At 47.1% G+C, this 10548-nt stretch carries 14 protein-coding genes, 4 tRNA genes and 1 pseudogene; 4 read left to right on the top strand and 15 right to left on the bottom strand.

Going from position 1 to position 10548, the window contains the following annotated elements; translation table 11 throughout:
- A pseudogene (locus tag DA100_RS18890) lies at positions 1-116 on the top strand (IS630 family transposase); the annotation flags it as partial.
- Complete coding sequence (gene trxC / locus DA100_RS18885) at positions 116-553, top strand: thioredoxin TrxC (protein WP_138973544.1); 438 nt, start codon at positions 116-118, stop codon at positions 551-553. The pseudogene DA100_RS18890 and the gene trxC, both read left to right, overlap by 1 nt.
- Here the strand turns inward: trxC and DA100_RS21095 are convergent.
- Positions 545-802: a hypothetical protein gene (locus tag DA100_RS21095; RefSeq protein ID WP_171052258.1), complete on the bottom strand. Its 258-nt coding sequence runs from the start codon at positions 800-802 to the stop codon at positions 545-547. The genes trxC and DA100_RS21095 overlap by 9 nt on opposite strands.
- Between DA100_RS21095 and DA100_RS18880 the strand changes: the two genes are divergently transcribed.
- Positions 750-1910, top strand: a complete 1161-nt coding sequence (locus tag DA100_RS18880) for an MFS transporter (protein ID WP_138973541.1) — start codon at positions 750-752, stop codon at positions 1908-1910. The two genes, DA100_RS21095 and DA100_RS18880, sit on opposite strands and share 53 nt — an antisense overlap.
- 35 nt (positions 1911-1945) lie before the next feature.
- On the opposite strand, the gene DA100_RS18875 is transcribed toward DA100_RS18880, so the two are convergent.
- Both DA100_RS18875 and DA100_RS18870 read right to left on the bottom strand, forming a co-directional pair.
- On the bottom strand, positions 1946-2326 hold the full coding sequence (locus DA100_RS18875; RefSeq protein ID WP_138973540.1) for a nitrous oxide-stimulated promoter family protein: 381 nt from the start codon (positions 2324-2326) through the stop codon (positions 1946-1948).
- Between the two features lie 2 nt (positions 2327-2328).
- Positions 2329-2847, bottom strand: coding sequence for a GNAT family N-acetyltransferase (locus DA100_RS18870; protein ID WP_138973539.1), 519 nt, complete (start codon positions 2845-2847; stop codon positions 2329-2331).
- Between the two features lie 109 nt (positions 2848-2956).
- On the opposite strand from DA100_RS18870, the gene DA100_RS18865 reads away from it, so the two are divergent.
- Positions 2957-3391, top strand: a complete 435-nt coding sequence (locus DA100_RS18865) for a DUF4174 domain-containing protein (protein WP_138973538.1) — start codon at positions 2957-2959, stop codon at positions 3389-3391.
- Here DA100_RS18865 and DA100_RS18860 read toward each other — a convergent pair.
- The 12 genes from DA100_RS18860 to DA100_RS18805 all read right to left on the bottom strand — a co-directional run bounded on the left by DA100_RS18860 (position 3388) and on the right by DA100_RS18805 (position 10546).
- Positions 3388-4149 (bottom strand): carbon-nitrogen hydrolase family protein, encoded by a 762-nt coding sequence (locus DA100_RS18860; RefSeq protein ID WP_138973537.1) that lies wholly within the window; start codon positions 4147-4149, stop codon positions 3388-3390. The genes DA100_RS18865 and DA100_RS18860 overlap by 4 nt on opposite strands.
- Before the next feature lie 213 nt (positions 4150-4362).
- Positions 4363-4436: transfer RNA gene (locus DA100_RS18855), tRNA-Cys, on the bottom strand.
- Between the two features lie 14 nt (positions 4437-4450).
- Positions 4451-4537, bottom strand: a tRNA-Leu gene (locus DA100_RS18850).
- Between the two features lie 69 nt (positions 4538-4606).
- Positions 4607-4682, bottom strand: a tRNA-Gly gene (locus DA100_RS18845).
- A gap of 3 nt (positions 4683-4685) precedes the next feature.
- Positions 4686-4759 (bottom strand) — tRNA-Cys (locus DA100_RS18840).
- Between the two features lie 166 nt (positions 4760-4925).
- Entirely contained in the window at positions 4926-5279 is a 354-nt protein-coding gene (locus DA100_RS18835) for an MmcQ/YjbR family DNA-binding protein (RefSeq protein WP_138971716.1), read from the bottom strand.
- A 47-nt stretch (positions 5280-5326) separates the two neighbouring features.
- Entirely contained in the window at positions 5327-5674 is a 348-nt protein-coding gene (locus tag DA100_RS18830) for a HopJ type III effector protein (protein WP_138971717.1), read from the bottom strand.
- A gap of 85 nt (positions 5675-5759) precedes the next feature.
- A complete protein-coding gene (locus DA100_RS18825) occupies positions 5760-6518 on the bottom strand; it encodes an SDR family oxidoreductase (RefSeq protein ID WP_138973536.1) in 759 nt (252 codons plus the stop codon).
- Between the two features lie 22 nt (positions 6519-6540).
- Positions 6541-7440: a 3-hydroxyisobutyrate dehydrogenase gene (gene mmsB / locus DA100_RS18820; protein ID WP_138973535.1), complete on the bottom strand. Its 900-nt coding sequence runs from the start codon at positions 7438-7440 to the stop codon at positions 6541-6543.
- 11 nt (positions 7441-7451) lie between these two features.
- On the bottom strand, positions 7452-8582 hold the full coding sequence (locus tag DA100_RS18815; RefSeq protein ID WP_138973534.1) for an enoyl-CoA hydratase/isomerase family protein: 1131 nt from the start codon (positions 8580-8582) through the stop codon (positions 7452-7454).
- An 11-nt stretch (positions 8583-8593) separates the two neighbouring features.
- Positions 8594-9382, bottom strand: coding sequence for an enoyl-CoA hydratase (locus DA100_RS18810; RefSeq protein ID WP_138973533.1), 789 nt, complete (start codon positions 9380-9382; stop codon positions 8594-8596).
- Between the two features lie 9 nt (positions 9383-9391).
- The gene (locus tag DA100_RS18805; protein ID WP_138973532.1) at positions 9392-10546 is read right to left on the bottom strand and encodes an acyl-CoA dehydrogenase family protein; all 1155 of its coding nucleotides are present in this window, start codon (positions 10544-10546) and stop codon (positions 9392-9394) included.
- Positions 10547-10548 lie beyond the last annotated feature (2 nt).

Genomic DNA, 10548 nt, shown 5'->3' with positions numbered 1-10548 from the left:
ACTTCAAGGAAGCCATCGATCAATTTTTTACTGTGACTCTTCCAGAGATCGCAGGTTCACTGACGTCTCGAATCAATGATAATTTTCAGGTACTCAAGCCTGCATTTTCAAGTTGATTGGGTATACCTTTAATACACGATGCCCATCTTGCTCAGGTATCAATCGGGTGCCAACCGAACGTATTGCCGAATCTCCAGTTTGTGGGAAATGCCAAACACCCCTACTCGATGGGGCACCTATTGAAGGAACCGATTTAAACTTCACTGCAATTTTAAACAGTGACGTACCCGTGGTGGTCGATTTTTGGGCACCATGGTGTAACCCATGTGTCGGATTTGCTCCCGTATTTGCAGACGAAGCCAGTGAGCGAGCAAATAATGTTCGATTTGTAAAAGTCGATACTGAAAGCCAGCCAAACCTCGCAGCAATGTATCAAATTAGAAGCATTCCAACCGTAATGGTGTTTAAAAACGGCAAAAGAGTCGACATGGTGAATGGCGCCTTACCCAAGAGTCAGTTTAATCAATGGCTTAGCCAAGCCATTTTAAAATAACCAACCATCAAAACCCTCAATTACAGCGGTTAAAAATGCATATTTTGGCCGCTTTTCTTTGCAATTATTCAGCCTCATTATTGATAATGGTTTTTTATCGTTAAGATTAAAACCTTTCGCTTTACCTTCACCAACTTTAGTCCGATAGTCGCGCCAAATCCTGTTCATATTTAATCCGTACTTTGAGGCCACGACATTGGAAAATACCCTAGCCCCTGCTCCTAAAGCTCGCATTTCAGTGCCTGTCATTGCGCTTGCTCTATATGCAGTCGCTTCAGGCTATTTAATGAGCCTAATTCCTTTAATGTTGCCTGAATATGGACTCGAAGGTTCTCTAGCAAGTTGGTTGGCAAGCGTGTTCTACACTGGCCTACTGATCGGCGCTATTGGTGTTGAACCTTTAGTCAAGAAAGTCGGTCATCGCTCAGCGTTCGTTTGGTGTTTAGTGGCATTTATCATCACCATCATGATGCTGCCTTTGTTACCCAACGCCACCGCGTGGATCATCGCCCGTTTTGTCGCTGGTATGGCCGTTGCGTGCGTATTTGTCATCGTCGAGTCGTGGCTGCTACATGGTGATGAAAAAGCCCGAGCTAAACGTCTTGGGTTGTACATGGCATCATTGTATGGCGGTAGTGCGCTAGGACAACTTGGCATTGGCGTCATTGGCGTTTCCGGCGGTGTCCCTTTTATCACCATAGTGACATTGCTCATTGTCGCCGTAGTGGTATTGATATTCGGTGAAAGTGACCAGCCAGAAAGCGCGCACAGTACTCCGTTATCTCTAAAACAGATTGGAAAACTGAATCACGCTGCGATGATTGGTTGCGCGGTATCCGGACTGACCCTCGGTGCCATCTATGGCCTTATGCCTATCGAGTTGCAGACTCGCGGTATTCAAAATAGTGATATTGGTGGCCTGATGGCGATCATTATCCTTGGCGGAATGGCAGTTCAACCTATCGTGCCATGGCTATCTAAATTCTTAGGTCGCACATTGTTGATGGCGCTGTTTTGCATGTTAGGTGTGGCAGCAATTACATTCACAACCATGGTTGATGGCCTGCAAGCTTTAGGCGCTGGCTTGTTTTTATTAGGTATGGCTACATTCGCACTCTACCCTGTCGCAATCAACTTAGGATGCGACAAGTTAGAGGCTAACTACATAGTGTCTGCAACTCAAGTTATGCTCTTTAGCTATAGCATTGGCTCTGTTGCAGGCCCTGTTGCCGCTGACTGGTTTATGGCTGGTACACAAAGCTTAATGGGCTACTTATTCGCGACTCTATTGGCAACGTGTTTGTATATGTTGATTGCCAGTATCCGCACAAAACGTCAAGCAGTCGCTGGCGAATAACCACCGCAAAAAGGACACGAGTTGTGTCCTTTTCTTTATCTATTGAGTCTCTGAAATCGATTGGAAGCATTAGGCTCAGGCTTGTCAGGTACCGCTTTGCGTTCGTGAAGTAGGTGACGAATTGATAGCAATGGATGAGGCAACAACATTCTTGGCCCTGCATATCGCATCACAAGTTTCATCTGTTGCTTCGGTTCGGGTTTGTAGCAATGAATCGGACATCGATTACAAGTAGGTTTCGCCTCACCATACGGGCAACGATCTAACTTAGTTTCGGCGTAATCACGCAGTGCCTTACACTCGACACAGAGTACCCCGTTTGTCTTGTGATGATCACGACAGTAAATGGCGATCATGGCACAAACTGTTTTGAACTCGGTAAATAACTCGCCCTGCAAAATACTCGATATGGCCATGTTTATGCTCTGGTCAGGTTCATTTGATACAAAAGTAAATCTACCGTATCACTTATTGGCTCTTGAACTTTGACATAGGTAAAGCCTAGTTTAGTTAATAAAGCTCGGCTTCCAACGTTGTCGCTCGTTGTGATCGCCACCAGCTCATCTATGTTTAACCTCTGTTTGGCGTAATTAATCACTGCCTGACCTGCTTCATAGCCAAATCCTTGCTCATACGTTGAAGGCAAGAAACCATAGCCAATGTCATATGCACTCAATTCAGGCCTTTTGATTAAACCGCATACGCCAAGCTTCTCTTGGCTATCAAGTCGCTCTACCAGCAAAAGACAAACACCATGCTGTTGATGCATGGCTAGAATCTTCTCTTCGATATACTTCACTGCATCTGCTTGCGAGCGTACCTGCTTATCACCAATAAATTGAAGGAAATCAGGTGTGTTGTACAACTGCTCTATAAAATGAGCATCGCTTTGTTCAACCATTCTCAACCTTAGTCGCTCAGTGATCAGTGAATGCATAAATTTTGTTTCCTATAATGTTACTTAGGTGTGAGCTTAACATCGCCAAGTTACGTAAAACATCTATCAATGTCGATTGTTGTTAGGTATTAACGGGAGATGAGAACTGATGCGTATTTTCCTTCTACTCGCTGCCCTGCTGTTCGGTCCTATGGCTTGGGGCTATCCTGCTTATAGCCACCCAATGCCTCACCGTAGTCTGATCTATTTTGCTCCGACTAACGACTCTCACGTCAAACAATTTGTTCTGGAAAGCTTAATCAACGAATGTGAGCTAGAAGAGCGAGACTTGGTCACGCTTGTCGTTACCGCGGATGGCTTTACCTCTCCAGCATGGATGAAAGAGGAGTTTGACCTGCCAGCGTTATTTGACGCTTACAAGGTTAAGCCTGATTCACATACCATAATATTGCTCGGCAAAGACGGTGGAGAGAAACGTCGCTGGGACAAAAAAACGGACTGGGAACTCGTCAAACACATTATCGACCTGATGCCAATGCGGCAGAGTGAAATGGCGACTAAAGTGAGCCCGTGTTCCGCTTAGTTGATATCTATCGGCACGTAACGAGCGTCAATATCGCTGCCTTTAAAAGTGCAAAGGACTATGCCGCTCTGTGCCGATTCTGAACAAAACACCTGCTCACCTTTGGCGTTCCATAGCGAGTTTTTACCACATGCTTTCCAGCCACCCGTTGTCGATATGTGATTACTTAGCAGTACTGGGAAACGGCATTTAGTCGCGATGTCAGCGAGAAGATTTGCATCGGCTTCAAAGCCTTGCTGAGAAATAAGTGCGCTAACCAAATAGAGGGTTGCGTTCAACTGATGCGCGGCTTGTGAGTGCTCTGGTGCTGAAAAATCTGCACATATTGCTAGTGAAATCCTATGACCGGCGATTTCAAGTAGATAATCCTTGTTTCCAGCTGAACAATATATTTCCTCACCTTGGTGCAAATATTGTTTCGAATAGAATTCCACCTTTCCGTTAGGAAGACAGATCACCGCAGCGATCGTGGGTTTTAGCGTCGCAGATGTTTTTAAAGGAAAGCCAGCAATAACCGCGGCGTTATGCTCAACGGCAGAATCTGACAAACGAGTGAACACGTCAGATTGAGTCGTCATTGCAAGCTCTTCAGCCATTTCGAGCTCATAACCGGTCAGCGACAACTCTGGAAAGACAACTAAATCGGCGCCCTTTTGTGCAGAGATTGCGATCATCTCCAGATGCCGTGAAAGATTGGCTGGCAAGTTACATTTTGTGACTGGGGTTTGCACCAAGCTGATTGTGAGTCCAGTGTTCAAGGTTCCTCCTTAACCAAACAAATACTCGCTTAGGCTTATAGTGCCGTGAGTTCTTTTTTCTCGCAACGGTAAGATGGTTTTGAATGTTAGACACGTGCGGTGCTGCCAAGAATCGGAGCGCAGCTTAGGCAAACGTTAAGCCTTAAGGAACAAGAGAAGTGGTTGTTTTAGATGGATACAAAAAACCAGCTCTTAGCTGGTCAATATCTGAAATGGAGGCGCGTCCCGGAGTCGAACCGAGGTCCACGGATTTGCAATCCGCTGCATAGCCACTCTGCCAACGCGCCTCAAATTTTGTAGATGGTGCCCCGGGCCGGACTTGAACCGGCACAACGCGAACGTCGAGGGATTTTAAATCCCTTGTGTCTACCAATTCCACCACCAGGGCACACAAATCTAAACTTGTGATAGAGACACCATCTAGGATATCGATATAAAAATCGCTACCAAAATAAACTGGAGCGACACACGAGGTTCGAACTCGTGACCTCAACCTTGGCAAGGTTGCGCTCTACCAACTGAGCTAGTGTCGCAAATGGAGGCGCGTCCCGGAGTCGAACCGAGGTCCACGGATTTGCAATCCGCTGCATAGCCACTCTGCCAACGCGCCTTTTTTTTCAACGCTTTAGGTTACCCACCGCGGCGTTCGCTGCATACTTTACGGATTGAGCGATGAGAGTCAAATAAAAATATCACATTTTATTTTGATTGCTGAGTTTTGAAGCAATATGGCGCTTGTTTGATCTATACGTTCACTGATTGTACTTAGACAATCGCTAGCTACCGAGTGAAAGCTGTTGCAACTTAGGCAACTTTTTCACGACGAGCTGATAAGAACGCTCACACAAGTCTTCAATCATACCGTCTTCCACATCTCCCGGATAATAAACCGTAACCCAATGACGTTTGTTGGTATGATAACCAGGTGTAATGTCACTGAACTGGCTCGTCAACACCTCACCATCTTCAGGCACCACTTTGACTGTCACATACTCCCTTCCTTCCCTTTCCGCCAATATGGCAAACATCTTACCTTTAACTTTGTACACAAGCGCCTGAGGGCCGAATGGATAGTCCGCTTCTGCACCGACGAATCCATCTAGAAACTGGGCAAGTTGAGTATTGTTCATCGTATTACTCCCAAAAACAAAAAACGAGCCTGACACTCCTTATTTGGCTAAGACTTAGCGACTAATGCATTGCCTGAAAATTCAATCCCTTGCCATCCGTATTGAATAAAATTACGAATGTTGGCGTGATCTTCACCTTGAGGATTACCCAAAACATCATCACGGTAATATCGACCAAAGCAAGCAAGCGTTGCCGCAGGTTGCAGTTGATTCAACTGAGCAAATGCAAAGATCTTACAAGACCCATTGTTTTGATCGGCTTGATTGTGGGTATTGCCGTTAGTGAATGCCGTTGGGGTAAAGCTGTAGTTCGCATCAATAACGGCCATCGTCTCTTCAAACTGAACGCTTTCAGGTGCCAGAGCAAGTTTGTCTAGAAAAGAATTAAGTTCCATATCAGTGTGTACTCCTTTGATTTCGGAACACTTTATAATATGGAGTGAGAGAATGAAAGACACACGCACTCACAAAGGGTCGACCTTACATCCGAATCCCCCCATCCACTTCAATGACTCTTGCGTTGACATAATCGTTTTCGAAGATGAACTTCACCGTATGAGCAATCTCTGATGTTTTGCCCATGCGTCCAGCAGGAATCATCGCTTCAAGCCGCGCTATTGCCTCGGGCTTCATCTGCGCAGCCATTGGGGTTGCAATAACGCCTGGCGCTATCGCAACGGCACGTATCCCATAACGCGCTAACTCTTTACCCCACGTTGTCGCGAGTGTCGCGACGGCAGCCTTAGACGCCGCATAGTTGGTTTGTCCGATATTTCCTGCCCGAGCGACACTCGATATATTGATGATCACGCCCTGACTATCGGTTTCTATCATGCGGAGTGCCGCTTCCCGTCCACACAAAAACGTTCCCGTGAGGTTAACATCAATGACAGCATTAAATTGCTCCAACGACATTTTATTTACCACGCCGTCTTTCACTTTGACCAGCAATCCATCTCGCAGAATGCCTGCGTTATTAATTAAGCCATTCAATTGCCCAAAATCAGTGACAATGTCACTAAAAACGTGTTCAACTTGCGCTTCATCGGTTACATCAACACGGTAAGTCAGTGCTTTTACGCCCAACATATGGCACTGGTCTTGGGTACTTTTCAACGCCTGTGGATTAACATCTATCAGAGCCAGTTCAGCGCCAGCGTGGGCGAGCGTAATCGCCATCATCTGACCTAGCCCCTGTCCTGCTCCGGTAATTGCAATGACACTCTCTCTTAACTCCATGGCTTAGTCCTTCGTATCGTGGTTAGGATTTCGATTGATAGAATTCAAACAAGCTAGAAAAATCGAGTAGCTCATTACCCTTTGCATTATGGAGGGCATAAAGGTTCCGCGCTAAAGCCCCCATAGGCACCGAAGATTGGCTTTTTGCAGCCGCCTCGATACCGAGACCAAGATCTTTGAGCATAAGTTTACTCATGAAACCAGGCTGATAACCGTTTGAAGCGGGTGACGTTGCCATAACATCGGGACATGGGTTGTAGAGCTCTAACACCCAATTGCGTCCTGAGCTTTGTAGCATGATATTGGATAACACCTTTGGATCTAAACCGTTGTCCATCCCTAAGGTCAGCGCTTCGCACGTTCCTGACATCAAAATACCCAGCATCAGGTTATTGCAGTTTTTGCCCATTTGACCGCTACCCACAGAGCCAGCATGAAAGATGTTTTTACCCATGTGTTTCAGCACTTTCTCAGCATGTTCAAATGCCGCATCACTTCCGCCAACAATAAAAGTCAAAGTCCCTGCTGCTGCGCCAGCAACCCCCCCCGACACAGGGGCATCAACGAATTCGATTCCTTGTTTTTGTGCAGCTAGGCCAACAAGGCGCGCCGACTCCGGATCAATGGTCGACGAATCAATCAGTAAAGTGCCCGAAGTAACATGAGCCAATAAACCTTCATTGTTTTCCGCACCGAGATACACTGCCCTAACATGCTCACCTGCTGGCAGCATAGTGATCACCACATCTACATTGGTAACCACATCTTTTAGTGAATGACACAGTGTCGCCCCCGCCTCAACCAGTGGGCGCGTCAACGCTTCCACCAAATCAAACACCTGAAGATGGCAACCTGCGTTGATCAGGTTTTGAGCCATTGGCGCACCCATGTTACCAAGTCCAATAAACGCTATCCTTGTCATGGTTTTCTCCTTTAGTAATGACCCAACTGTTCCAATGGGTGTGCCTCTTCACTCCATAATGAAGTAAACATTTGATCAATTGCAGCGGTATCGACAGCGGCCACGTTGGGGAATCGCCACTTAGGTTGACCATCCTTATCGATGAGTCGCGCTCGTACCCCTTCCTGAAACTCCCCCATCAACGCACTTCGTACCGAGAGAATCAATTCCAGACGAAAGCAATCCGCTAGTGAGAGTTGGTCAAACTCGGTCATCTGTCGATAACAGAGATGGACAGTAATCGGGCTGCCAGAAACCAGATTGGCTTTCGCTGTCTCTAACCATGCATGATTGCCCTTTAAGGCAAGAATATTGTCGGTAACTTGCAGTGCACTGTCGCCATCGCACGCCTGTTGTATCTGATGAAAATAAGGCATGATCTGTAAGTCAGGTTTATAAGTGCTGCTTTCTGCCTCGAAACTTTCAAGTATTTCGGTTACGACCTCATAGGCATCATCTACACACTCCCAGTCGGCGACTTGCAGTTGTTCGAGTAGCACTGATTTATGCTGAGAAAGTGCGATATGATCGGCCAGATGAAGCTCCAACGCATCCGCTGAGTTGACCATGATGCCTGTCATACCAAGAAACATCCCGATGCCTCGATCCAGTCGATTCAGGAACCAAGTTCCTCCTACATCAGGGTAGAGACCTATCGTGACCTCCGGCATCGCCAAGCGAGATTCTGGGGTAACGACCTTGTGGCTAGAGCCCATATACAAGCCCATACCGCCCCCCATGACAATACCCTGACCCCAAGCAATAATCGGTTTGCAATAGGTATGGATCAGATAGTCACATTGATATTCAACGCTGAAAAATTGGCTGCAAAACTCTTGAACTTGCTGTGGCGTTTTGTCACGCATAACCTCATGCATGGTACGAACATCACCCCCTGCACAAAATGCTTTTTCTCCACTGCCGTCAAGCAATACGCACACGACCTGATCATCTTCGTGCCAACGCTCTAACTGTTCTTTAAGTACAACCAACATCTGATAGGTGAGCGCATTGAGTGATGATGCGTTATCTAATGTCGCTACGCCTACCTTGTGGTTGTTATCGCTACAGGTTAATTCAGTGAAGTGAACTGTGTCCTTCATGCTGATTCCTCCTATCTGTTTTTCCATTGTGGTGGGCGTTTTTCCAAGAATGCATTGACGCCTTCTTTCTGATCTTCGCTGTTAAATAAGCCGATAAATAGCTCCCTCTCCATGACCAAACCATGAGATATCGGGCTTGTACGCGCATTCTGAATTAACTGTTTACAAGCCGACACTGAGGTTGGTGACTGATTGGCGACGTTGTTCGCAAGTGCAACTGCGCGACTTAACGCTTCACCTTGTGGAACCACTTCTTCAATCAATCCTATTGTTACTGCTTGGCTTGCATCGACTTGCTCTCCACACAAAATAATCCGTTTGGCCCACCCTTCTCCCACCAATGCAGTAAGGTTCTGCGTTCCTCCCGCACAAGGGAGAAGTCCGACTTTCGCTTCAGGTAGTGCCATTCGTGCCTGCTGCTCGGCAATGCGTATATCACAGGCAAGCGCAACTTCTAGTCCACCACCCATGGCGTAGCCATTGATCGCGGCTATGGATACACCTCGAAATGCAGAGAGTGTCTCAAATGCTTCCCCAAACACCCTTGCCATATCGATGGCGACACTTTTGTCACCCGATGCAAAAAGATTCAGATCCGCTCCCGCTGAAAAGAACTTCTCTCCTTGCCCAGTGATGACTAATGCGTACACGTCTGGCATAGCGTTAAGCGACAACACCAACTGTTTGAGCGCGACAAGGCTGTCTCGCGTCCAAGTATTTGCTGGTGGATTGCTGATGGTGATAACGGCGACGTGATCAGTAATCTGGTATTGAATCGCGCCATCTTCATTGTGCTGCATACTTGCCCCCTAAAGTAGTTGCGCTTCTTCCTGAAGCAAACGTCTTGCGATAATGACACGCATAATCTCGTTTGTGCCTTCAAGGATTTGATGCACGCGTACATCCCTGAAATAGCGTTCCATCGGATACTCTTTGATATAACCATAGCCGCCATAAAGCTGTAGCGCCTGATCGCAAACCGCAAAACCTATGTCGGTTGCGTAACGTTTTGCCATCGCGCAATAGGCAGTCGCCTCTGAGTGATGATTGTCGAGCTTGCTCGCTGCAAGTCTTACTAACTGCCTAGCGGCAACCAATTCCGTTGCCATGTCTGCGAGTTTGAATTGAAGCGCCTGAAATTGTGCCAAGGACTGACCGAACTGCTTGCGCTCCTTGAGATATTGGGTTGATTGATTGAGGGCTTGTTGCGCCGTTCCTATCGAACACGTCGCGATGTTGATCCGTCCTCCATCTAGCCCTTTCATCGCAAAGGTAAATCCTTGCCCCTCTTCGCCAAGTCGATTTTCTGCTTCAACGAACACGTTATCAAAACTGATGCTGCGCGTTGGTTGACTGTTCCAACCCATTTTTGGCTCTTTACGGCCATAACTGATCCCTGCACGATCAGCGGGCACAACAAAAGCTGAGACTCCCTTGGCTCCTTTCTCACCAGTTCTCGCCATCACAACCAGTACGTCCGTCTCCCCTGCACCTGAGATGAACACTTTTGCCCCGTTGATAAGGTAGCCATTGTCTGTTTTCGTAGCAGACGTAGTTAACGCTGCGGCATCAGAACCAGCGTTGGGTTCCGTCAAACAGTAGGAACCCAGCCACTCACCGCTGGTGAGTTTAGGGCAATAGGTGTCAATCGCCTGTTGTGTGCCAAAGGAACCAACCATCCAAGTAACCATATTGTGAATGGTCATAAAGGCAGTGGTCGACGTACACCCCATCGCCAGTTGTTCGAATATCAACGAGGCATCAAGACGCGATAATCCCAAGCCTCCCGCTTGTTCTGGTGTGTACAAGCTTAGAAAACCTAATTCACCCGCTTCGCGCAGTATCGCCTTGGGAAAAATCTGTTGTTCATCCCACTGCGACGCCATTGGCATCAGCTTTTCTCTGGCAAACTGATTCGCCATATCGACGAACGCTTTCTGATCTTGGTTGAGTTCAAAATCCATAG

This window comes from Vibrio sp. Hep-1b-8 (assembly GCF_006124995.1).
Classification (GTDB): Bacteria; Pseudomonadota; Gammaproteobacteria; order Enterobacterales; family Vibrionaceae; genus Vibrio.
This window is presented reverse-complemented; position numbering and strand designations above follow the sequence as displayed.

Excerpts from the sequence above, each read along its gene's own strand:
- DA100_RS21095 (WP_171052258.1), bottom strand. The coding sequence starts at position 802 with ATGACAGGCACTGAAATGCGAGCTTTAGGAGCAGGGGCTAGGGTATTT.
- DA100_RS18875 (WP_138973540.1), bottom strand. The coding sequence starts at position 2,326 with ATGGCCATATCGAGTATTTTGCAGGGCGAGTTATTTACCGAGTTCAAA.
- DA100_RS18870 (WP_138973539.1), bottom strand. The coding sequence starts at position 2,847 with ATGCATTCACTGATCACTGAGCGACTAAGGTTGAGAATGGTTGAACAA.
- DA100_RS18865 (WP_138973538.1), top strand. The coding sequence starts at position 2,957 with ATGCGTATTTTCCTTCTACTCGCTGCCCTGCTGTTCGGTCCTATGGCT.
- DA100_RS18835 (WP_138971716.1), bottom strand. The coding sequence starts at position 5,279 with ATGAACAATACTCAACTTGCCCAGTTTCTAGATGGATTCGTCGGTGCA.
- DA100_RS18830 (WP_138971717.1), bottom strand. The coding sequence starts at position 5,674 with ATGGAACTTAATTCTTTTCTAGACAAACTTGCTCTGGCACCTGAAAGC.
- DA100_RS18825 (WP_138973536.1), bottom strand. The coding sequence starts at position 6,518 with ATGGAGTTAAGAGAGAGTGTCATTGCAATTACCGGAGCAGGACAGGGG.
- mmsB (WP_138973535.1), bottom strand. The coding sequence starts at position 7,440 with ATGACAAGGATAGCGTTTATTGGACTTGGTAACATGGGTGCGCCAATG.
- DA100_RS18815 (WP_138973534.1), bottom strand. The coding sequence starts at position 8,582 with ATGAAGGACACAGTTCACTTCACTGAATTAACCTGTAGCGATAACAAC.
- DA100_RS18810 (WP_138973533.1), bottom strand. The coding sequence starts at position 9,382 with ATGCAGCACAATGAAGATGGCGCGATTCAATACCAGATTACTGATCAC.
- DA100_RS18805 (WP_138973532.1), bottom strand. The coding sequence starts at position 10,546 with ATGGATTTTGAACTCAACCAAGATCAGAAAGCGTTCGTCGATATGGCG.